This is a genomic window from Pedobacter sp. AK013 (assembly GCF_014205835.1).
Taxonomy (GTDB): Bacteria; Bacteroidota; Bacteroidia; order Sphingobacteriales; family Sphingobacteriaceae; genus Pedobacter.
This window is the reverse complement of the sequence record NZ_JACHCQ010000001.1, coordinates 43,379-65,765: the sequence shown is the minus strand read 5'-3', so window position 1 is coordinate 65,765 and position 22,387 is coordinate 43,379. Positions and strand designations below refer to the sequence as shown.

At 38.8% G+C, this 22,387-nt stretch carries 19 protein-coding genes; 17 read left to right on the top strand and 2 right to left on the bottom strand.

The window, feature by feature from the left end; genetic code table 11:
- Nucleotides 1–76: 76 nt before the first annotated feature.
- The 17 genes from mraZ to HDC90_RS00200 all read left to right on the top strand — a co-directional run bounded on the left by mraZ (nt 77) and on the right by HDC90_RS00200 (nt 20,472).
- On the top strand, nt 77–544 hold the full coding sequence (gene mraZ / locus HDC90_RS00280; RefSeq protein ID WP_124560861.1) for a division/cell wall cluster transcriptional repressor MraZ: 468 nt from the start codon (nt 77–79) through the stop codon (nt 542–544).
- Complete coding sequence (rsmH, locus tag HDC90_RS00275; protein ID WP_184462682.1) at nt 534–1,439, top strand: 16S rRNA (cytosine(1402)-N(4))-methyltransferase RsmH; 906 nt, start codon at nt 534–536, stop codon at nt 1,437–1,439. Before mraZ ends, rsmH begins: the two co-directional genes overlap by 11 nt.
- Nucleotides 1,436–1,858 carry an FtsL-like putative cell division protein gene (locus HDC90_RS00270; protein WP_184462680.1) on the top strand — a complete coding sequence of 141 codons (423 nt, stop codon included), beginning with the start codon at nt 1,436–1,438 and terminating at the stop codon, nt 1,856–1,858. Before rsmH ends, HDC90_RS00270 begins: the two co-directional genes overlap by 4 nt.
- Nucleotides 1,848–3,950 (top strand): penicillin-binding protein, encoded by a 2,103-nt coding sequence (locus HDC90_RS00265; protein WP_184462679.1) that lies wholly within the window; start codon nt 1,848–1,850, stop codon nt 3,948–3,950. The genes HDC90_RS00270 and HDC90_RS00265 overlap by 11 nt, the downstream gene beginning before the upstream one ends.
- A gap of 116 nt (nt 3,951–4,066) precedes the next feature.
- Nucleotides 4,067–5,524: a UDP-N-acetylmuramoyl-L-alanyl-D-glutamate--2,6-diaminopimelate ligase gene (locus tag HDC90_RS00260; protein WP_184462677.1), complete on the top strand. Its 1,458-nt coding sequence runs from the start codon at nt 4,067–4,069 to the stop codon at nt 5,522–5,524.
- The gene (mraY, locus tag HDC90_RS00255; protein ID WP_086545002.1) at nt 5,524–6,771 is read left to right on the top strand and encodes a phospho-N-acetylmuramoyl-pentapeptide-transferase; all 1,248 of its coding nucleotides are present in this window, start codon (nt 5,524–5,526) and stop codon (nt 6,769–6,771) included. The genes HDC90_RS00260 and mraY overlap by 1 nt, the downstream gene beginning before the upstream one ends.
- A 206-nt stretch (nt 6,772–6,977) precedes the next feature.
- A complete protein-coding gene (gene murD, locus HDC90_RS00250) occupies nt 6,978–8,366 on the top strand; it encodes a UDP-N-acetylmuramoyl-L-alanine--D-glutamate ligase (protein ID WP_255497418.1) in 1,389 nt (462 codons plus the stop codon).
- 15 nt (nt 8,367–8,381) lie between these two features.
- Entirely contained in the window at nt 8,382–9,575 is a 1,194-nt protein-coding gene (locus tag HDC90_RS00245) for an FtsW/RodA/SpoVE family cell cycle protein (RefSeq protein WP_184462675.1), read from the top strand.
- A 117-nt stretch (nt 9,576–9,692) separates the two neighbouring features.
- Entirely contained in the window at nt 9,693–10,796 is a 1,104-nt protein-coding gene (gene murG, locus HDC90_RS00240; RefSeq protein ID WP_184462673.1) for an undecaprenyldiphospho-muramoylpentapeptide beta-N-acetylglucosaminyltransferase, read from the top strand.
- 156 nt (nt 10,797–10,952) lie between these two features.
- Nucleotides 10,953–12,308 carry a UDP-N-acetylmuramate--L-alanine ligase gene (gene murC / locus HDC90_RS00235; protein ID WP_184462671.1) on the top strand — a complete coding sequence of 452 codons (1,356 nt, stop codon included), beginning with the start codon at nt 10,953–10,955 and terminating at the stop codon, nt 12,306–12,308.
- On the top strand, nt 12,301–13,536 hold the full coding sequence (locus HDC90_RS00230) for a cell division protein FtsQ (RefSeq protein WP_184462669.1): 1,236 nt from the start codon (nt 12,301–12,303) through the stop codon (nt 13,534–13,536). The genes murC and HDC90_RS00230 overlap by 8 nt, the downstream gene beginning before the upstream one ends.
- Before the next feature lie 5 nt (nt 13,537–13,541).
- On the top strand, nt 13,542–14,900 hold the full coding sequence (gene ftsA / locus HDC90_RS00225; protein ID WP_086545007.1) for a cell division protein FtsA: 1,359 nt from the start codon (nt 13,542–13,544) through the stop codon (nt 14,898–14,900).
- Between the two features lie 129 nt (nt 14,901–15,029).
- Complete coding sequence (gene ftsZ, locus HDC90_RS00220) at nt 15,030–16,661, top strand: cell division protein FtsZ (protein WP_167293140.1); 1,632 nt, start codon at nt 15,030–15,032, stop codon at nt 16,659–16,661.
- Nucleotides 16,662–16,826: 165 nt separating this feature from the next.
- Entirely contained in the window at nt 16,827–18,068 is a 1,242-nt protein-coding gene (locus tag HDC90_RS00215) for an aminotransferase class I/II-fold pyridoxal phosphate-dependent enzyme (RefSeq protein WP_086545008.1), read from the top strand.
- Between the two features lie 260 nt (nt 18,069–18,328).
- Nucleotides 18,329–18,505, top strand: coding sequence for a hypothetical protein (locus HDC90_RS00210; RefSeq protein ID WP_029278061.1), 177 nt, complete (start codon nt 18,329–18,331; stop codon nt 18,503–18,505).
- 315 nt (nt 18,506–18,820) lie between these two features.
- Entirely contained in the window at nt 18,821–19,804 is a 984-nt protein-coding gene (locus HDC90_RS00205; protein WP_184462667.1) for a helix-turn-helix domain-containing protein, read from the top strand.
- Nucleotides 19,805–19,989: 185 nt separating this feature from the next.
- Entirely contained in the window at nt 19,990–20,472 is a 483-nt protein-coding gene (locus HDC90_RS00200; RefSeq protein WP_184462665.1) for a GNAT family N-acetyltransferase, read from the top strand.
- A 552-nt stretch (nt 20,473–21,024) separates the two neighbouring features.
- Here HDC90_RS00200 and dapA read toward each other — a convergent pair.
- Together dapA and HDC90_RS00190 are read right to left on the bottom strand one after the other, a co-directional pair.
- Nucleotides 21,025–21,912: a 4-hydroxy-tetrahydrodipicolinate synthase gene (gene dapA, locus HDC90_RS00195; protein ID WP_184462663.1), complete on the bottom strand. Its 888-nt coding sequence runs from the start codon at nt 21,910–21,912 to the stop codon at nt 21,025–21,027.
- Between the two features lie 67 nt (nt 21,913–21,979).
- A complete protein-coding gene (locus HDC90_RS00190; protein ID WP_184462661.1) occupies nt 21,980–22,360 on the bottom strand; it encodes a GxxExxY protein in 381 nt (126 codons plus the stop codon).
- Nucleotides 22,361–22,387: the final 27 nt, after the last annotated feature.

The following is a 22,387-nucleotide window of genomic DNA, read 5'->3' as shown; positions in this document are numbered from 1 at the left end:
CTTTTTTGTGGTAAAAAGTGGTAAAAAGTGGTAGAACTCTTTACTTTTACACTAGATATAAAGTGTAGATACCACTATGACCCAACTTTTAGGAGAATTTGATTGTAAACTTGACGCAAAGGGCCGCCTTATGGTGCCTGCTGCGCTTAAGAAACAATTGCCTAATGCCGAGAATGATGGGCTCATTATTAACCGTGGTTTTGAGAAAAACCTGGTGATCTATCCTAAAAATGTATGGGATGCCGTTGTGGCCGACCTTGCTAAGCTTAATATTTACGATCAGGAAAACCGTGCATTTGTTAGAGCGTTTACACGCGGGGCAACCGAGCTTTCGCTTGATGCTGCCGGTCGTGTGCTTTTACCGAAATCTTTAGTAGAATATGCGGGTATCGGTAGTGATCTCGTTCTGGCTTGTCAGTTAGATCGTATCGAGGTGTGGGATAAAAAATCATACGAAGATATTTTTGATGATGTTCCGGCTAATTTTGCAAGTCTTGCTCAAAAAGTAATGGGTGATAAGAAAGGAGGGGCAGATGGCGAATAATTACCATGTTCCTGTAATGCTGCAGCCTTGCATTGATGGTTTGAATATTAAACCTGATGGTGTTTATGTTGATGTAACCTTTGGTGGTGGTGGTCATTCAAAAGAGATTTTGAAACACCTTGGCCCGAAAGGAAGATTAATTGCCTTCGATCAGGATCCTGATGCGCAGGCAAATGTTCCTGCTGATGAGCGTTTCGTGTTTATCGATCAGAATTTTGGTTTTTTAAAAAATAACCTCCGTTTAAAAGGGTTTAGGCAGGTGGATGGTATTTTGGCTGATCTGGGTGTTTCTTCGCATCAGTTTGATGTGCCAGAGCGTGGTTTTTCAATCCGTCATAATGCCGATTTGGATATGCGCATGGATCAGCACCGCGATTTAACGGCTGCTGAAATATTGAATACCTATACCGAAGATAAGCTTCATAAAATATTTGGAATTTATGGAGAGGTAAAAAATGCGAAATCTTTAGCGCGTGCTATTGTGACTTCGCGTTTGGAAAAGCCTTTTGCTGATATCGATAGTTTAAAATCAGCTATTGCTGGTTATATCCCGAAAGGAAAAGAGAATAAATATCTGGCGCAGGTGTTTCAGGCGCTGCGTATAGAAGTGAATGCTGAAATCCAGGTGCTCGAAGATTTTTTGATGCAGGCTGCTGATGTATTGAAGCCTGGTGGTCATTTAGTGGTGATGTCTTATCATTCTTTAGAAGATAGACCGGTTAAAAACTTTATGGCGAAAGGTAAATTCCAGGGCGAGGTAGAAAAAGATTTCTTCGGGAACCAGCAAAAGCCATTTAATGTTATTACGCGTAAAGCGATAACGGCCTCTGATGAAGAGATTGCGCAAAACAATCGGGCCCGCAGTGCGAAACTAAGAATTGCAGAAAAGATATGAACAGGTTTAGGGAAGAGATAGAAGAAGAAGAGGTTGGGCCCGAACCGGAGCTGAAAGCTATGCCTAAAAGGCCAAAAACTGCTGAAGAAAAAATGGATAGTAATTCATTCATCAGCAAGCTTTTTAATGACGGATTAGTAAGTAAAGAGGCGGCAACTGATGCTTTGCCTTATTTGTGTTTTCTGGCCCTTTTGGGGATGGTTTACATTGCCAATAGCCACTTTGCGGTAAACAATGTACGTCGTATTGATAAATTAAATAAAGAAGTAAAAGAATTAAGATGGGAGTATAAGTCTTTAAAGGCTGACCTGATGTTTAAAAGTAAATTGACGGAGGTTGCCAAAAAGGTAGATACCCTTGGTATAAAAGAACTGATTGAACCACCAAAAAAAATAATTGTTAAAAGCGATGAATATTAGAGCAAACATCTTGCTTCGTGTATATCTGGCATTTGGCTTAATTGTGCTTTTTGCTTTCGCGGTGTTTTTACGCCTCGGTCAGGTGCAGTTTGTACAAGGAAAAAAGTGGAAAGCTATGGCTGATAGTCTTTCTACACGATATGTAAATGTGGAGGCTACCCGTGGGAATATTTATTCTAATGATGGTAGTTTACTGGCTACTTCGATACCTGAATACGAACTGCGTATGGATATGTTTGCCGGTGGTATTGCTGATGAGAAAATTTTTAATGAAAAAGTAGATTCATTGGGTTATAAGCTTTCACAGTTTTTTAAAGATAAGACCGCAAAAGAATATTCTAGGATGCTTCGAAAAGGTCGTCAAGATAGTTCTAAATATTTATTAATCCATCGGAAGGTAAGTTATTCGGATCTTAAAATCATCCGGACTTTCCCGCTATATAATATTGGAAAGAGTACTGGTGGTTTAATTGCTGTACAGCGAAATAAACGTATTCTTCCTTTTCAGGCTTTAGCTGCCCGTACAATTGGTTATAAAAATGAAAATGTGGCCAATGGGGTAGGTTTAGAAGGTGCTTATAAAGAATATATCAACGGTGAAACCGGAAAAAGATTGATGCAGCGCATCGCCGGAGGTGTTTATATCCCCGTGAATGAAGAGGCAGAGGTTGCGCCAAAAGATGGAGCGGATATTATCTCGACCATCGATGTGAATATGCAGGATTTGGCACAAAGTGCCTTAGAAAAGCAGTTGATCAAATCGCAGGCTGATCACGGTGCGGTAATCTTGATGGAAGTTGCAACCGGTGAGATCCGTGCGGTAGCTAATTTTTCTAAAGTGGAAGAGGGTGTTTATAAAGAAAAATTTAACTACGCTATCGCGGGTAATCAGGATCCGGGATCGACCTTTAAACTGGCTTCTTATATGGCGCTTTTAGAAGACAAGTTGGTAGATACCAATACTATGGTTGGAACGGGTACTTATAAAATTCCGGGGCATATCATTAAAGATTCTCACGGAAGCATTGGTGTAGTAACAGTTAAAAAAGCCTTCGAACAATCCTCAAACGCAGCGATCGCATATTTGATCAATAGTAAATATGGTGCTAACCCTAAAAAATTTACTGATCATCTATATGATTGGCATTTAAATGAAAAAATGGGTTTACAAATTCCTGGAGAAGCTACGCCGGCAGTAAAGAATCCAGTAACAAACAAAAGCTGGAACAAAAACATGACCCTTCCTCAAATGGCTTACGGTTATGAAATGCAGCTGACGCCATTAAAAATGCTTACACTATATAATGCGGTGGCTAACAATGGTAAAATGGTGGCGCCAATTTTTGTAAAAGAGATCAGAAGGTTGGGTAATCCGATCGAGCAGTTTAAAGTTAGGGTGATTAAGGATAAAATATGTTCGGATGTGACCTTGAGCAAAATTAAAAAAATGCTTGAAGGAGTAGTGACTGAGGGTAGCGGAAAGCAGATTGTTTACAATCCCCTATATCCAATTGCAGGTAAAACCGGAACAGCACAGGTCGCTGACGCAAATAGGGGATACAAAGCAAATAAGCAATATCAGGCCTCTTTTGTGGGTTATTTCCCAGCTGATAAACCGAAGTATTCTCTAATTGTGGTTATTAACGATCCAAAGGGTGCTTATTATGGTGCATTGGTTTCGGGGCCAGTTTTCAGAGAAATTGCCGATCGTATTTATGCCAGCGATATGCAGATGTATAACGATGTGCCTAATCGTTTGGTAGGTAATACGGGTAATCCGCCTACAAAAGCAGGACAAAGTAAGGCGACTCAGAAGGTGTATAAAGCATTTGGTTTTAAACCGCTTTTTGCTTCAAAATCTGAGTATTACAACATTATAGATACCAGTGCAGGGACAGTTTTTCAAGAAAATAACGAGCGTAAAGGTGTGATGCCAAATGTAGCAGGAATGGGACTGAAAGATGCATTGTATCTTTTAGGAAATGCCGGTTTGAAAACCAAAGTTTTCGGGTCGGGAAAAGTAATCAGCCAATCTATAGCGGCCGGGACAAAAGTAGGCAAGGGATTGGGTGTACAGATAGAGTTGAATTAAGGTGTAAGGTAAAAGGTGTAAGGTCTTGCTACTTGATACTAAATAAAGGTAGAAGGTAGAAAGGTTTAAGATCTTGCTACTCGATACTAAATACCTGATACTAAAAAAATAAAAAAATGCAATTACAAGATTTACTTTACGGCGTAACGATTAAAGAATTAGTTGGTAAAACCGATAGGGAAATCAATGCGCTGAATTTCGATTCGCGTAAAGTAGGTAAAGATGATATCTTTTTTGCGGTAATAGGCACTGTTGCTGATGGACACCAGTTTATTGAGCAGACCATTCAGCAAGGGGCGGGCGTAATTATATGCCAGAATTTGCCAGAAATCCATGATTTTACGGTTACCTATATTAAAGTAGAAAATACATCGGTTGCTTTAGGCATCATTGCCGGCAATTATTTTGGTAATCCATCCGCAGATTTAAAACTGATTGGTATTACAGGAACAAATGGAAAAACTACCATTGCCACCATTCTTTTTAAATTATTTAAAGATTTAGGTTATAAAACCGGGCTTTTATCAACAGTCGAGAACTATATTAATGATACGGTAGTAGCGGCAACACATACTACACCGAATCCGATTGTTTTAAACCAGCTTTTAAGGGATATGGTAAGTGCGGGCTGCGATTATTGTTTTATGGAAGTGAGTTCGCATGCAGTATCACAACACCGGATCGAAGGATTGACCTTCTCTGGCGGAGTATTTTCGAATTTAACACATGATCATTTAGATTTTCATAAAACTTTTGACGCCTACCTGAAAGCCAAAAAAGCATTTTTTGATATGCTGCCTAAATCGGCATTTGCGTTGACCAATATCGACGATAAAAACGGTGTGGTGATGCTACAGAATACCAAAGCGCATAAAAAGACTTATGCCCTTAAGCAACTGGCCGATTTTAAAGCGAAAATTGTTGAAAACCAGTTCAGTGGCTTGCATTTAGATATCGATAACGAAGATGTTTACTTCAAGCTTGTAGGTTCTTTTAATGCATATAACTTACTGGCTGTTTACGGAACCGCAATTTTATTGGAGCAGGATAAATTAAAGGTGCTGACTTTGTTGAGCCGTTTATCAGGTGCTGAAGGAAGATTTGATTATATCACTTCTGCTGATAAGATTATTGGCATTGTAGATTATGCGCATACGCCAGATGCTGTTCAAAATGTGTTGAGTACCATTGCCAACATCCGCAAAGGAACCGAACAGGTAATTACGGTAATTGGATGTGGGGGTGATCGTGACAAAACCAAACGACCAATTATGGCCCAGGTAGCCTGCGATTGGAGCGATAAAGTGATCCTAACTTCCGACAATCCCAGAACGGAAGATCCACAGACGATTATCAGCGATATGGAAGCTGGGGTTTCGCCAACAAATAAGCGTAAAACCTTATCCATTTTAGATAGAAGAGAAGCTATAAAAACAGCCTGTCATTTAGCGCAACCTGGAGATATTATTCTTGTTGCAGGTAAAGGGCATGAGAAATACCAGGAGATTAATGGCGTAAGGAACCATTTTGATGATAAAGAAATTTTACTTGAACAATTAAAACCAATCAGCTAATGTTATATTTATTATTTGAATACCTGCATAAGCATTATGATATACCTGGGTTAAGGTTGTTTCAGTACATCACTTTCCGTGCTTCTATATCCATTATTTTATCATTGATTATTACCACCGTTTATGGTCGTAGGTTGATTGATTACCTACATAAAAAACAGGTTGGAGAAACAGTAAGGAATTTAGGTTTAGAAGGCCAGATGCAAAAACAAGGCACGCCAACAATGGGTGGTATTATTATTTTGCTGGGTATTCTTATTCCAACCTTGTTATTTGCCAATATTTCCAATATCTACGTCATCCTGATGATTATTACGACCATTTGGATGGGGGCAATCGGGTTTTTGGATGATTATATTAAGGTATTTAAGAAAAACAAGGAAGGTTTAGCCGGTCGCTTTAAAGTAGTTGGTCAAGTAGGTTTAGGTTTAATTGTAGGTACTACCATGTATTTCCACCCTAACATTGTGGTAAGAGAAACCGTTCAGGATAATGTTAAAAGCACCTCTACAGTTCCGATGGTATTGCGCCAGAAAGGCGAAACTTTTTACTATACGCAAGATGTAAAATCAACCAAAACCAACATGCCTTTTTATAAGAACAATGAGTTCGATTATGCCAAGGTATTGAAATTTTTAGGAGGCGATTATCAGAAATATGCATTTATTATATTCCTCATTTTTACCGTATTCATCATTACTGCGGTTTCAAATGGGGCCAATATTACGGATGGTATTGATGGGCTTGCTACCGGTACCTCTGCTGTAATTGGTATTACACTAGGGATTCTGGCTTATGTATCGGGTAATACAATCATGGCCGATTATCTCAATATCATGTACATTCCCAACTCGGCAGAGCTGATGATTTTTGCAGGTGCTTTTGTTGGGGCATGCGTAGGTTTTCTTTGGTACAACTCTTACCCTGCTCAGATTTTTATGGGTGATACCGGAAGTTTGGCCATCGGTGGTATTATTGCCGCATTTGCACTCATGATCCGTAAAGAACTTTTGATCCCGATTTTGTGTGGAATATTCCTGGTAGAACTGGTGTCGGTAATTATGCAGGTATCTTATTTTAAATATACCAAAAAGAAATTTGGAGAAGGCAGGAGGATTTTCCTGATGTCGCCTTTACATCACCACTATCAGAAAAAAGGATATCACGAAGCCAAAATTGTAACCCGCTTCTGGATTATCGGAATCATGTTGGCGATTATGACCATTGTAACACTGAAATTAAGGTAGAAGGTTTAAAGGTTAGAGGAAAGGCTTAACCAGAAGTAAAATAAAACTAAGATGCATGCAGATATCTTAGGTAGTGAATAAAATATAATTTTAAATACCTAGTAGTAAATAAAAATAAGTAAAAAGTTAAAGTTTGACGGTATTCCTGTCTTGATACTCGATACCCATTACCTGATACTCACCACTTGATACTAAAAAAATAAAAAATGAGCACGAATAATATCACATCAAGCAATACTAAGTCAGCAATGACCGGGCAGGGCCGTGTGGTTATTCTTGGTGCCGGAGAAAGCGGGGTAGGCGCTGCAAAATTGGCTCAGGCAAAAGGCTTCGAGGTTTTTGTTTCCGATTATGGTGTAATTACCGATAAATATAAAGCTGCATTAGAAAAACTTGGCGTACCGTTCGAATCTGAAAAGCATACTGAAGAATTGATTCTGAATGCAGGTGAAGTAATTAAGAGTCCGGGTATTCCGCCAACAGCGCCAATCATTAAAAAACTGGTAGCCAAAGGGATTTCAGTGGTTTCTGAAATTGAGTTTGCTAAAAGATATACCCAGGCAAAAACCATTTGCATCACGGGTTCCAATGGTAAATCTACTACCAGTTTGTTAACCTATCATATCTTAAAAAATGCCGGGTTAAACGTAGGCTTGGCGGGTAACATCGGGCAGAGTTTTGCAGCACAGGTTGCTACAGAAGATTACGAATATTATGTGCTGGAAATCTCGAGCTTTATGCTTGATGATATGTTCAAGTTCAGGGCCGATATCGCTGTTTTACTGAACATCACACCAGATCATTTAGATCGTTACGACTATAAACTAGAGAATTATGCAGCATCTAAAATGCGTATAGTTCAAAACCAAACTGCAGAAGATGTTTTCATCTATTGTGCAGACGACGAAGAGAGCCTAAAAGCTATCGCGTTGATTAAACCTATTGCGAAAGCCTTTCCATTTTCAATTACTAAAAAAGTTGAACTGGGCGCTTATTTAGAAGAAACTACTATACATATCCTTACAGAACCTAATAACCAACTAACCATGTCTATTTCAGATTTAGCCTTACAGGGCAAGCACAACATTTATAATTCTATGGCCTCGGGCATTGTGTCTAAAGTTTTAGAGTTAAGGAATGAGTCCATTCGCGAGAGCATGGGTAATTTCAAGAATATTGAGCACAGGTTAGAGCATGTGGCCAAAATTTCGGGGATCGATTTTATCAACGATAGTAAAGCCACCAATGTGAACTCTACCTGGTATGCTTTAGAAAGTATGACCAGCGACGTAGTGTTGATTATGGGCGGCGTTGATAAAGGGAATGATTATAACATGCTTAAGGATTTGGTTAAAAGTAAGGTAAAGGCTATTGTTTGCTTAGGTAAAGACAATAAACGTATCCACGATGCTTTTGAGGATGATGTAGAAGTAATCGTAAATACTTTTTCGGCTGAAGAGGCTGCACAGATTGCTTTTCACCTGGCTAAACGTGGCGATACTGTTTTGCTTTCGCCAGCATGTGCAAGTTTCGATTTGTTTAAAAATTATGAAGACCGCGGTAACCAGTTTAAAGCGGCTGTTAGAGAACTATAATAGGAGGCTCAATATATGTTGCAGGCACTACTTAATAAAACAAAAGGCGATAGATGGATCTGGTTGATCATCATTCTGCTTTCGCTTATATCTGTAATGGCAGTATACAGTGCAACAGGTACCCTGGCGTATAAAAAAGGAGAAACTGTAGAAAAGCTTTTGCTTACCAAACACTTAATTTTTGTATTGATGGGTATCGGAATGATCTATATCGCCCACCTGCTCGATTACCGCTATTACGCCGGTATTTCTAAAGTGCTGATGATCGTAACCATTCCTTTGCTTTTTTATACCTTGATATTTGGAACCAACTTAAACGATGCTTCTAGATGGGTTAAAATTCCGGTAATCGGATTAACCTTTCAAACTTCCGATCTGGCCAAGCTGGCATTGATTACCTTTTTGGCCCGGATGTTGACTAAAAAGCAAGAAAATATTAAAAACGTTAAAGAGTCATTTATACCAATTATGGGTTCGGTTTGTGTGGTGTTTGTTTTAATTGCACTGGCCAATCTATCTACAGCGTTAATGCTGTTTGGTGTAAGTATATTGCTGTTAATTATCGGTAGGATCAGTATTAAACAGATCGCAATTGTTTGTGCAGGTGGTTTTGTGCTCCTGTTGTTCGTTTTCTTTTTGGGGCCAAGAAGAAAAACCTACATGTCGCGTATCAATACGTTTATACATCCCGAAATGCAGCATTCAGATAAAACTTTCCAGGCAGATCAGGCAAAAATTGCCTTGGCTACTGGTGGTGTTTTTGGTAAAGGACCAGGTAATAGTACACAACGTAATTTCCTACCGCACCCCTATTCCGATTTTATTTTCGCCATTATTATTGAAGAATGGGGAACCGTGGGAGGAATTGTAATCATGATACTATACCTGGTGCTTTTATACCGATGTATTAAGATCGTAACCCGGGCGCCTAAGGCCTTTGGTGCGCTCCTGGCGGCCGGACTAAGTTTCAGTCTAACCATTCAGGCCTTCGCAAATATGGCAGTAGCTGTCGGACTGGGCCCGGTAACAGGCGTTCCACTTCCATTAGTAAGTATGGGCGGTACATCAATGATCTTTACTAGTGTGGCCTTCGGGATTATTTTGAGCGTAAGCCGCGATGTAGAAGAAAATGCAAGTACATCAACAAAGGAAGAAAAAGAGAAAGTTAAAAATAAGGTAATTGTTGGAGAGATTCCGGCGATAGCTTAAGGATTGGCCGTCATTGCGAGGAAGCATGACGAAGCAATCCATTTAAAAATAATAAAGTAAAAAGATTGCTTCGTACCTCGTAATGACAGATACAGGTAATCAATAATTAAATATAAAATGAATAATTCCCCAAAAATTATCATATCAGGTGGTGGCACCGGCGGGCATATATTTCCCGCCGTGGCCATAGCCAATGCGCTAAAACGCATGGTGCCAGCCTGTGAAATCTTATTTGTGGGTGCAATAGGCCGAATGGAAATGGAAAAAGTTCCTGCAGCCGGATATAAAATTATAGGATTGAACATTAGTGGGATGCAACGCGGCTCGATTGTTAAAAATCTGGCTCTCCCATTCAAAGTAATCGGTAGTGTGCGTAAAGCCATGCAGATTATTAATGACTTTAAGCCCGATGCTGTAGTTGGCGTTGGTGGTTATGCCTCAGGGCCGTTATTGTATGCCGCTTCTTTAAAAGGAATTCCTTATCTCATCCAGGAACAGAATTCTTATGCAGGAGTAACCAATAAGTGGTTAGGTAAAAAAGCTTCGAAAATCTGTGTCGCCTTTGATGATATGGATCAGTTTTTTCCTGCAGACAAGATTTTGAAAACAGGCAATCCTGTCCGCCAGGAAGTAGTTGATATTAAAGGTAAACACCATGCTGGTGCCGAACTATTGAAGCTAGATCCACTCAAAAAGACCATTATGGTTACCGGTGGAAGTTTAGGTGCAGGCACACTGAATAAGGCGATTGAAAAACATTTGCCCGAGATTATAGCACAGGATGTGCAGGTGATCTGGCAAACAGGTAAGTATTACTACAAAGGGATTATAGAAAGATTGGGCTTAGAATACCATCCTAATGTTCGCATCCTCGAGTTTTTAAATAAAATGGATCTGGCCTATGCAGCAGCAGATGTGATTGTGAGCAGGGCAGGAGCCGGAACCATAGCAGAACTTTGTTTAATTAAAAAACCTGTGATATTGGTGCCTTCGCCAAATGTAGCAGAAGACCATCAAACTAAAAATGCGATGGCTTTGGTGAAAAACGGAGCAGCGATATTAATTAACGATCGCTCTGCAGAAGATAGCCTGGTTAAAGAAGCGCTGGCATTATTAGCAAATAAAGAACAGTGCGAAAAACTAGCCGAAAATGTGGCTAAGATGGCATTGCCCGAAGCAGATGAAATTATTGCGAACGAAGTATTGAAATTGATTAAATAAGCTTAAAGGTAAAAGTCTAAGGACTAAAGCTGAAAGACCAAAGTAAAGACAGGCCGTCATTGCGAGGTATAAAGTAATCTTAAAGCGATAGAAAATGAAAAAAAACGGTAGAAAGGCAGCTTTAAGCTTTGGTCTTTCTGCTTTTAGCTAGAAAAAATGGAATTAAGTAAAATAAATAGGGTTTTCTTTGTAGGTATCGGTGGTATCGGCATGAGTGCGCTTGCCCGTTATTTTGCTAAACGCGGTCAGGTGGTTTGCGGTTACGACAAAACCAGAACTAAACTGACGGAAACCTTAGAGCAGGAAGGTATTCTCATTACATATCTTGATGAAGCCTCTTCATTGCCTTGTGCATTTTTGGATAATCATGATGATACCCTGGTGGTTTACACACCAGCAATTCCAAAAGACGCTAAAATTTTAAATCATTTTATAAATAATGGTTTTGCGCTCAAAAAACGATCTGAGGTTTTAGGAATTATCAGTAAAGGGATGTTCTGTATTGCAGTTGCGGGTACGCATGGCAAAACCACAACATCATCTGTTGTTGCGCATATTTTAAAAGATACCGGCTACGATTGCACTGCTTTTTTAGGTGGCATAACCAGTAACTATAACAGTAATGTGCTTTTTGGTAAAAACAATGTAGTAGTTGTTGAGGCCGATGAATATGATCGTTCGTTTTTAACCTTGCACCCAGATGTAGCGGTGGTTACTTCTATGGATGCCGATCATTTGGATATTTATGGAGATAAGAGCCATCTCGAAGAATCTTTCCGTTTGTTTGCCGGCCAACTTAAAGCCGAGGGGGTGCTTTATGCACATGAAGGATTGCCGTTGGAAAAAAGTATCAGCTATGCGGCAAGTTCAACAGCAACGGCAAGAGCAGAGCATTTAAGGGTAGAAGGGGCGAAATTTGTTTTTGATTATACAGATAGCACTCAAAGCATTAAAGACATTAGTTTAATGCTCCCTGGTAAACACAATGTAGAAAATACAACAGTTGCCATTGCCATTGCCTTACAATTGGGTATAGATGCAGAAAAAGTGAAACAGGCAGTTGCAAATTTTAAGGGGGTTAAACGCCGCTTCGAATATATTGTAAATAATGGCAGTCAGATTTATATAGATGATTATGCACATCATCCTGAAGAACTGAGGGCTTGTTTTGATGCAGTGAGGCAGTTGTATCCAGGTAAAAAGCTGACAGTAATTTTTCAGCCGCACTTATTCACGAGGACAAGAGATTTTGCAGATGAATTTGCAAAAGTTTTAAGCACTGTTGACGAACTGATACTGCTAGAGATTTATCCAGCAAGGGAATTACCGCTAGAGGGGGTAAATGCACAGTTTTTATTAGATAAAGTCACTTTGGAAGATAAAAAAATATGTGGAAAAGATTTTGTGGTTCAGTACGTTAAGGATACTAAACCTGAATTAATTTTAACCGTAGGTGCCGGTGATATTGATACCATTATCGAACCTTTAAAAAATACTTTGAACAATGCTTAAACGGATAAACTGGAGCACAATTTTTACTGGCTTTGCCTGGCTGATCAGCTTGGCAGGGGTGGTGGTGCTTTTAAGTTTTATCAATGTGAAGAAACAGACTGTTAAATGTACCGATGTTAAGATTCTGATTCCCGGAGCTGATAATTTTATTGAGCGCGAAGAAATCGATGCTATTTTAAAAGAAGATCAAGGTGTGCTTTTAGGTCGCAATCTCGAAAATATCAATATTCATAAGATCGAGAAAAAACTGCAATCTAACCCTTACATCGGTTTTGCTAAAGTATATGTAGATATGGATGGGGTGTTGCATATTGAAGTAAAACAACGCCAGCCTATTCTTCGCATATTGAACGAAAACGGGCAGGATTTTTATATTGATAATGATGGACTAAAAATGCCTATCTCATCAAATTTTACTGCTGATGTGTTGGTGGCAACAGGGCATATTACAGAGGTTTTTGGTAGCAGAGTTGATACCTTGCATACACAATTGGCAAGAGATTTATATAAAACGGCACAGTACATTAAAAAAGATACCCTTTGGGATTCGCAGATCGAACAGATTGTGGTAGATCAGAAAAACGACATCGAACTGATACCAAGGGTAGGCAATCAGCGGATCATTTTAGGTAATGCCGATTCGCTTGAAAAGAAAATGAAAAACCTGTTGCTGTTTTATAAAAAAGCAATGCCACAGGTAGGGTGGGATACCTATAAAACCATAAACATTAAATATACCAATCAGATTGTTTGTGAAAAAAGAGATTCGACAGGTCTTGGGAAAAAAGCAAAAACAATTTCTGCAGCCGATAGTTTGAGGATACAGCGAAACGTGACCGACTCATTAATCAAAAGCACAATTGTTGCAACAATGGACGATCGGCCAGAGGCTGATCAACAAGAAAAAGTGGAGCCTAAAAAAAATGAAGTTCCAAAGGTTGAACCCAAAAAAGTTGAACCAAAGAAGATTGAAGTAAAAAAAGCCGAACCTAAAAAGGTAGAGCCGAAAAAAACAACGTCAGTTAAAACAGAAGTAAAAAAGCTAACGATTACGTCAGCTACAAAACCAAAGGAAACGAAACCTGCGGATAAAAAAGAGAAACCGAAGCAAACGGTAACAACACAGCCAAAGCCGGCAAAATCTGAGGCTCAATTAAAAAAAGAGAGAGAAGCAAGAGAGAAAGAAATCAGAGCCCTGGAAAAACAGTATAAAACTCAGCAAAATTAACGAATATGGACAAGGCAAAATTTACCAGTCAGTCGCCCATCGTAGTAGGATTGGATATCGGTACTACAAAAATTTGTGTTATCGTTGGTCGTAGAACACAACACGGTAAGATAGAAATCTTAGGAATAGGCAAGGCAGAATCGGCGGGAGTAACACGCGGAGTGGTTTCTAACATTCAAAAAACAGTGCAGGGTATTGCTCAAGCAGTTGAAGTAGCAAGCGGACAATCCAATGTAGAAATACAGGTGGTAAATGTGGGTATTGCTGGTCAGCACATTAAGAGCTTACAGCACAGAGGAATTTTAACAAGAAGAGAATTAAACAACGAAATCGGCAAAAAAGATATCGATAAATTGATTGATGATATGTTTAAACTGGTAATGCCGCCGGGTGAGGAGATCATCCATGTATTACCACAAGAATTTACCATCGATAACGAACCCGGAATCAAAGATCCGATAGGTATGGCAGGAGTTCGCCTTGAAGCTAACTTCCATATCATCTCCGGTCAGGTTACGGCTGTGAAAAACATTATTAAATGCGTAAACAATGCAGGACTGCAAACTCAGGACTTAATTCTTGAGCCATTGGCTTCTTCTGAATCGGTGTTGAGCGAGGAAGAAAAAGAAGCTGGTATTGCATTGGTCGATATTGGTGGTGGTACCACAGATATAGCCATTTTCCATGAAGGTATTATTCGTCATACTGCAGTTATTCCTTTTGGTGGCAATAGTGTAACCGAAGATATCAGAGAGGGCTGCTCTGTAATGCGCAACCAGGCTGAGTTGTTAAAAACACGTTTCGGTTCGGCGTTGGCAGAGGAAAATAAAGAAAACGAAATTATTTGCGTTCCTGGCTTACGTGGCCGCGAACCAAAAGAAATTTCGGTTAAAAACCTGGCCTATGTTATTCAGGCACGCATGGAAGAAATTATTGAACACGTATATTACGAGATCAAATCTTCCGGATATGAGAAAAAACTGATCGGTGGTATTGTAATTACAGGTGGTGGTGCTTTATTGAAACATTTATCGCAAGCGGTTGAATATGTTACTGGTTTAGATTGCCGTATCGGTTACCCGAACGAGCACCTATCTAAATACGAAGATATGCCTAAAGCCATTTACGATGATCTGAAAAGCCCGATGTATGCAACCAGCGTTGGCTTGTTGATTAAAGGGATACAGAAAGCAGAAGAATTAATTGAAGAAATGAAACAACCAGGTGTTTTTGTTGAAAAACCAAAAACAGCAAAAGAAAAAGAGAAACGTGGACCAGGTTTGTTTGATAAATTACTGGCAAAAACAAGAACTTTCATTCAGGATGATATGAATGTAAGCGATGAAGATTACTTGAAAAGTTAATTTTTTTTCCACAAAAGATGAGTTTTCCACATTATTAACAGTTGTGGAAAACGTCTGTTGAAAAAGTGTTAATATTACATGGAGTAATGAACAGAATTTAAAATTTTTAAACAACTGATTCATAAAGATATGCAGTTCGAAATGTTAAAAGATAAGTCTTCAATCATCAAGGTAATTGGTGTTGGAGGCGGTGGCGGCAACGCAGTGAACCATATGTACCTGTCTGGTATTACTGGTGTGGATTTTATTATTTGTAATACAGATGCCCAGGCTTTGGAATCTAGTCCGATACCGAACAAGGTACAATTAGGAGCTAGTTTAACTGAAGGTATGGGAGCTGGTTCTATCCCTGAGGTTGGTAAAAACTCAGCTATAGAAAATATAGATGATATTAAGGCAATGTTAGGTAGTACAACCAAAATGCTTTTTATTACAGCAGGAATGGGTGGTGGTACCGGAACAGGCGCCTCTCCGATCATTGCGAAAGCAGCCAAAGAACTTGATATCTTAACTGTGGCCATCATTACTACACCATTTTCTTTCGAAGGAAAAAGACGTAGACTACAGGCCGACGAGGGAATGGAAGAGTTGAAAAAATACGTAGATTCTTACCTGGTTATCTCTAACGATCGCCTGCGAGAAATCTTCGGAAACCTAACCCTGGGTTCTGCCTTCGGTCAGGCCGATGATATTTTAACAACAGCTGCAAAAGGTATCGCAGAAATCATTACAGTTCCGGGTTATATCAACGTGGATTTTAAGGATGTGCGTACAGTAATGAAAGATAGTGGTGTAGCCATTATGGGTAGTTTTGCCGCTGAGGGCGATGACCGTGCATTACAGGCTGTAGAGGGTGCTTTGGCCTCCCCACTTTTAAAAGATAATGAAATCGAAGGTGCCCGTTATATTTTATTGAACATCAGCTCAGGCTTACGTGAGGTAACTATGGATGAGGTTTCGATCATTACTGATTATATTCAGGAGAAAGCCGGTCTGTCAGCTGATTTAATATGGGGTAACTGTACAGACGAATCTTTAAGCGATAAGCTTTCTGTAACCATTATTGCAACCGGCTTCCAAACATCAGAAGAACGCGTAAACGAAGAAAAAAATAAAAAGAAAATATCACTTTTAACACCTGAAGAAGCGCCGCTAGTTCGTCCCGTTGAACCTGTAAACTCTTTCATTCAGCCTAAAACAACGCCATCTTACGAGCCTGTTTTAAAAACCAAGGAAGAGGTTTCGCAAGCAGATCTTTTTGGTGGTATGTTCAATAAATCTGAACCTCAAAAAGTTCAGGAGCCAGAAAATAACGTGGTTCGCCATACTTTAATTGAAGAAGAACCTCAGGTAGAAGAAGCAAAGGAAACCGGATTTGAATTCGAAGTTAAATTAGCAGAAACTAATTTCGTGTTCGAAACACCAGTTGCCCAAATGCCACCAATGCCTGAGCCGGAGCCAGAAATCGAAATGCCGGTTGTTGGTTTAGATGACGACAAAAGTGATGAATCAATGGAAGAGCAATTGAAAAAATCTAAAGAACGTATCTTACGTTTAAAAGATTTAAGCATGAAATTGCGTACAACCAATGGTTTACAGGAATTGGAAAACGAACCTGCCTACAAACGCAAGCAAATGCAGTTGCAACAAGTTCAGCATTCTTCTGAATCGCAGGTAAGTAGGTTTACACTGAGTAATGATCAGGATGGCGGTACAGAGATCAGACCTAATAATTCTTTCTTGCACGATAACGTTGATTAAACGAACCAAATATAACTTTAAAGCCCCGTTGTAAAATCGGGGCTTTTTTGGCATAAAATTGGAGTGTTAAAAAATCTTAATTAACACCTAAAAGATCATTAGGTTGATTTTAAGACGAATAAAGCTTAAATTCGCAAAATTTTATTATAAAAAACACATAATACATTGGATATATTTGATAAGATAGCAAAGCACATGGGGCCACTTGGTCAACACCAGAAATGGTCTCATGGGTATTTCTCGTTTCCAAAATTAGAGGGAGAAATTGCACCCCATATGCAGTTTCGCGGAAAAGAGCATTTGGTTTGGAGTTTAAACAACTACTTAGGCTTAGCCAATCATCCGGAAGTTAGAAAAGCAGATGAGGAAGCTGCTGCAAAATTCGGTATGGCTTATCCTATGGGTGCCCGTATGATGAGTGGTAACTCAAACTATCACGAACAGTTGGAGCAAGAACTTGCAGAATTTGTAGGCAAACCCGATGCATTTTTATTAAACTACGGCTATCAGGGTATGGTATCCATTATCGATACTTTGGTTGATAGAAATGATGTGGTGGTATATGACGCAGAATCGCATGCCTGTATTGTAGATGGATTACGCTTGCATATGGGTAAACGTTTTGTTTACAAACATAACGATATTGAAAGTGCCCGTAAGCAATTAGAACGTGCTACCAAGTTGGTCGAAGAAACTGGAGGTGGTATTCTTTTAATTACTGAAGGTGTTTTCGGAATGAGCGGCGCTCAGGGCAAATTAAAGGAAATCGTTGATCTTAAAAAAGATTTCAACTTCCGTATCCTGGTTGATGATGCGCATGGTTTCGGTACAATGGGTAAAACCGGTGCTGGTACGCACGAAGCACAAGACTGTATTGAAGGAATTGACGTTTATTTCGGAACCTTTGCCAAATCAATGGCAGGTATTGGAGCCTTTGTTGCTTCAACAGAGCAAATTACCAATTTCTTAAGGTATAACATGCGTTCTCAGACTTTTGCTAAGGCATTACCTATGCCAATGGTAATCGGTTTATTAAAACGCTTAGAATTGCTAAAAAGCAAACCTGAGTTGAAAGATAAACTTTGGGAAATTGCAATGACCCTTCAAAAAGGATTACGCGAACGCGGATTCGATTTGGGTGTTACCGATTCTGTAGTTACGCCGGTTTTCTTAAAAGGTGAACTTTCAGATGCCACTGCAATTACTTACGATTTACGCGAGAATTATAGTATCTTTTGTTCAATCGTAGTTTATCCAGTAATTCCAAAAGGTATGATCGAACTGCGTTTGATTCCTACAGCCGTACACACGCTGGAAGATGTACAACGTACTTTAGATGCTTTTAGCGAAGTTGCCGAAAAATTGGAGAACGGATATTATAAAGAGAATCTTTTCGCTACCGTTTAAGATCTATAAAAAATTTACAGAGCCCTTTAAATACGTTTAAAGGGCTTTTTATGAAGCTTATTTTTGTAAAAACCTGTATTTCAGCTACTTTTGTGTGTGTTTTTTAATGTAACATGTTTATAAATGGATAGAATGTGGAAAAAAATGGCTTAGAAGGTTGTTTTTTATTGTTCTAAAAATTTTTTTATTTCATCAAACCCTTTAAATTAGAGTAGATAATTAAAAACTAAAACCTTAAAGAACCATAGGAGTAATTAAAAATGAAAAAATTCGAAGAAGTAAAGAGTTTAGTGGCAGCTTTGGAAGCTGATGCAGACAAATTTTATAATAAAGGTAACAGTGCGGCTGGAACCCGTATACGTAAAGGTATGCAGGATTTGAAAAACTTAGCTCAGGCCATCCGTTTAGAGGTTCAGGAAACCAAAAACAAAGCTTAAGCGATCAAAATATGAATATTGAAAAGCCTCAGAAATTTTCTGAGGCTTTTTTGTGTCAACTATATTTCTCTTGTTGTTATTGTTTATCACCAAATGTCATTTTTACTGTAAAATATATAAGACAAATTAGCTGTCATTGCGTAAGTTTTCTTAGCTTTCTTTTTATTTACTCCAAGTAGTCTTTTAGGTTACAAACATTAAGCGGAAATTTTGATTTTACGATATATTGCAAGCTTTGTGTTAAAGCAAAGTAAGTAGAATACTGAAGTACGCCAATTATTTGGTATGAAGTGATAACATTATTAACAGTATAAGGTGTCAAAACATTTGCAATACAATAAAGCAGACAGTAAAGATGTAGAGTATGTGCTAAGCATACTGAGTAGGGTATATCCTGTAGATATTAAATTGAAAAAAGAATTTGAGCAACATCTCTTAAGGCTCAGGATTAAAAAAGACCAAATATTGTTCAATGAGAACGAAGTGTGCGAATACATCTATTTCATTGTTAAAGGAGCTTTAATGGGTTGCACCACTCATAATAAACAAAAAATAACCACCTATATCTCAGTTGAAAATGATTTTGTAAGTTCTATATCCGGTCTTCATGGATCGGGTTATTCACAGGAATATGTGGTAGCTGTAGAAGATACGGATCTGCTTGCCATCCATAATAATGAACTCAATCGTCTTTTTGCACACCATTTCGACCTCAATTATATCTTTAGGGTTATTTTGGAGAAATATTATAAAGATGCACAGCAAAGGGCACATATTATCCGTGTGGGAAATGCGAAGGAAAGGTATCTGTATTTTGCTAAAACTAACCCAGGCTATTTAGACCGATTGCCCCTAGCGCTCGTAGCTTCATTATTGAATGTTAAAGCATCAACACTATTATCCATCAAGAAAAGTTTTTCGAAACCAAAAGAGGGCACCAGAGATCTGGCAGAATGCGGGCAGAAATTGGAGCTCTATGTTAACAAACATCAGCTGTTCAGGCAAAAGGATATCAGGCTCCATTCTCTCGCTCAAAGGATAGGCATAAGCAGCCATGAACTTTCTGTAGTACTAAACAGCCATTTCAATAAAAGCTTTATTGATTATATTAATCAGTATCGGATAAACTGGATCAAAGATAGCATCCGCAACCCAGAGATTATGCAAAATTTCACACTAGAGGCATTGGCTTATAGTGCAGGTTTTTCTTCCAGGAGCGCTTTCTATAATTCTTTTAAAAAATCGGTGGGAATGAGCCCTGTTGAGTATTCGAAAGGCATTGTGAAGGAAAAACATTAGCTTAACGTTTTTGTTACGGAAAGGGCGCTTTAAGCTGCTTTTTGCAGGCGAATTGTATTGATTTATAATACAGGACAAACTTGCCCCTGTTATCTTCGCCAGAAGAGGTCTTATTGGCTAATTTCGCTCAATTAATATTAATAATATAGCTTTCACAGGCTTTTTAGCCACAATTGATTAAAACTATGATAAGAATAATGCGTGCTGCAGACTGGAGCGAGGTAAGTGCCATTTATCAGGAAGGAATCGATACAGGTACTGCAAGTTTTAGAACTCCCGATATTTCTTGGGAAAATTGGGATTCATCACACCTTAAAGCTTGTAGGTTTGTGGCCTGCAAAAGTAAAGAAATTATAGGTTGGAGTGCGCTTTTGCCAGTATCGGCGAATTATGATACTGGTAGGGTGGGTGAGATAGAAGTGTATGTTAAACATGGTTATAAAGGCCAGGGGATAGGTTCTTTATTATTAGATGCCTTGGTTAAAGAAAGTGAAAATAAAGGCATTTGGATGCTTCAGGCCGGGATATTTTTGCAAAATTCGGCCATATTAAAAATCCATGAAAAAGCAGGTTTCAGGGTAGTCGGCTATCGTGAAAAAATAGGAAAGTCCAAAGGCGTTTGGCAGGATAACCTGCTAATGGAAAGAAGAAATAAATTGATTGCGTAAAATGCATTCATCCTATTATTTATTATAAATCCTTCCATTTTTTAGGAAATGAAAGAGCCGCATTTCGTAGGTAATATTGTCTGGCCTTCCACTTTACTGCACAAGGGTTTGTTTTGAAGGTGCAAAACCTTGTATATGAGCCCGATAGAAACGGATGCCAATTTCCTTCAAGTTGGCAGGAGGGAAAGCGGGACTGAAGCCACCAAATGCACGGAAACATTCATTTCCTATCCATTATAAAACTTCTATTTTTTTGGAAATGAATGTAGGTGTTTTATAGGTGCTGTAGGCCCTGCCATCCGCTTTATCCCGATGAAGAATCGTGATGCCCGCTACTGCCAGGTTTATTGAACAATGGTTTGCTTTCAAGGCACAAAACGTAACGTTGTACATAAAACGAAGGGATTGGAACGGATGCCAATTTTCTGGCGCTTTTTATCATAATCTGTCATTGGTATAGCTGCCTCTTTTTACACAAAAAAACAGATTGCCTTCATTTACTTTTCAGCAAAATCAAACAATCTGTTTTAAAAAATATTAACAGGTCGGCGTTTAAGCCAACGCGCTCAGTTTTTCTATCTCTGCTATAATTGACTTTTCTAAAGATGCAGATGCTTTAACCAATGGCAACCGTACGGTATCACCACAAACACCTAAATGTTTTAATGCTGCCTTTATTCCTGCCGGATTGCCCTCAGCAAAAGCCAAACGTGTAAACTCTATTAAGCTTAAATGAGCAGGCAAGGCCGCTTTATAATCGCCAGCTAAACAAAGTTTCACCATATCAGAAAACTGTTTCGGTAAAGCATTTCCAATTACTGAAATAATGCCTGCAGCACCTAAAGCGATCATTGGCAAGGTAACCGGGTCATCACCAGAGATTAAAAGGAAATCTGCAGGTTTATCCCTCATAATCTGGTTAAACTGATCAAAACTTCCTGATGCTTCTTTCGTAGCAATGATGTTTTTAAAATCATGTGCTAGCCTGCAGGTTGTTTCCGGACTCATATTGCTTCCTGTACGACCTGGTACATTGTATAAAATCAAATCTAAGGGAGAAATTTCAGCCAAATACTTATAGTGCTGATAAATTCCTTCCTGAGTAGGTTTGTTGTAATAAGGACTAACGGATAAAATTGCACTATACCCGGCTGCATCGAAAGATTTAATGTCTTCAGCCACAGCTAGCGTATTATTGCCACCAATTCCGGCAACTAATGGTAATCTATTGTTATTAATTTCAGCAGTATAGGCCCACACCTTCTTCTTCTCGTCCTTGGTCATTGTAGCGGTTTCGCCGGTTGTACCTAAAGAAACGAGGTAATCTATCCCTCCCTCTATCAAATGATTAATCAGGTTTTTTAAACCATTATAATCAACTGATCCATCTGTGTTGAAAGGCGTAACTAATGCTACACCAGTACCCTGAAATTTGTTCATTATATATTTAATTATTATTCTCTAACCACGAAGCCACAAAGGCACGAAGTTTTTTTCTTATTTTGGGTTATAAATGGCCATTTATAACCCGCTTAATTCCATCTTTTATTTTAGCAACATTGGAGTTTATCAGTAAACCAAGCTTACAATCAGCTAATTTTAAATAAGTAATGGTTTGTGCCAGATGTATCTCATTTAAAAAGCTAACTGCTTTAATCTCTACAATAACTTTTTGTTCTACCAAAATGTCTATCCTGTAGTTACAATTGAGTTTAATGCCTCTGTAAATCACAGGTAGTTTTAACTGTGATTTAACCTGCAATCCTGCATTTTCCAATTCATAAATCAAACACGTTTCATATGCCGATTCTAGCAAACCTGGTCCTAATTCTATATGTACCCGGTAAGCTGCATTGACAATCGCTTTTGCAATCTGTTCTTCATTCATCCCTATCTTTTTAATCATAAATCCTAA

What these genes read in the sequence shown, in the direction of transcription:
- ftsZ (WP_167293140.1), top strand. Translation starts at nt 15,030, where the DNA reads ATGCAGTTCGAAATGTTAAAAGATAAGTCTTCAATCATCAAGGTAATT.
- HDC90_RS00190 (WP_184462661.1), bottom strand. Translation starts at nt 22,360, where the DNA reads ATGAATGAAGAACAGATTGCAAAAGCGATTGTCAATGCAGCTTACCGG.
- HDC90_RS00245 (WP_184462675.1), top strand. Translation starts at nt 8,382, where the DNA reads ATGTTGCAGGCACTACTTAATAAAACAAAAGGCGATAGATGGATCTGG.
- HDC90_RS00260 (WP_184462677.1), top strand. Translation starts at nt 4,067, where the DNA reads ATGCAATTACAAGATTTACTTTACGGCGTAACGATTAAAGAATTAGTT.
- HDC90_RS00230 (WP_184462669.1), top strand. Translation starts at nt 12,301, where the DNA reads ATGCTTAAACGGATAAACTGGAGCACAATTTTTACTGGCTTTGCCTGG.
- murD (WP_255497418.1), top strand. Translation starts at nt 6,978, where the DNA reads ATGAGCACGAATAATATCACATCAAGCAATACTAAGTCAGCAATGACC.
- mraZ (WP_124560861.1), top strand. Translation starts at nt 77, where the DNA reads ATGACCCAACTTTTAGGAGAATTTGATTGTAAACTTGACGCAAAGGGC.
- HDC90_RS00200 (WP_184462665.1), top strand. Translation starts at nt 19,990, where the DNA reads ATGATAAGAATAATGCGTGCTGCAGACTGGAGCGAGGTAAGTGCCATT.
- HDC90_RS00270 (WP_184462680.1), top strand. Translation starts at nt 1,436, where the DNA reads ATGAACAGGTTTAGGGAAGAGATAGAAGAAGAAGAGGTTGGGCCCGAA.
- HDC90_RS00210 (WP_029278061.1), top strand. Translation starts at nt 18,329, where the DNA reads ATGAAAAAATTCGAAGAAGTAAAGAGTTTAGTGGCAGCTTTGGAAGCT.
- rsmH (WP_184462682.1), top strand. Translation starts at nt 534, where the DNA reads ATGGCGAATAATTACCATGTTCCTGTAATGCTGCAGCCTTGCATTGAT.
- dapA (WP_184462663.1), bottom strand. Translation starts at nt 21,912, where the DNA reads ATGAACAAATTTCAGGGTACTGGTGTAGCATTAGTTACGCCTTTCAAC.
- ftsA (WP_086545007.1), top strand. Translation starts at nt 13,542, where the DNA reads ATGGACAAGGCAAAATTTACCAGTCAGTCGCCCATCGTAGTAGGATTG.
- murG (WP_184462673.1), top strand. Translation starts at nt 9,693, where the DNA reads ATGAATAATTCCCCAAAAATTATCATATCAGGTGGTGGCACCGGCGGG.
- HDC90_RS00265 (WP_184462679.1), top strand. Translation starts at nt 1,848, where the DNA reads ATGAATATTAGAGCAAACATCTTGCTTCGTGTATATCTGGCATTTGGC.
- mraY (WP_086545002.1), top strand. Translation starts at nt 5,524, where the DNA reads ATGTTATATTTATTATTTGAATACCTGCATAAGCATTATGATATACCT.
- murC (WP_184462671.1), top strand. Translation starts at nt 10,953, where the DNA reads ATGGAATTAAGTAAAATAAATAGGGTTTTCTTTGTAGGTATCGGTGGT.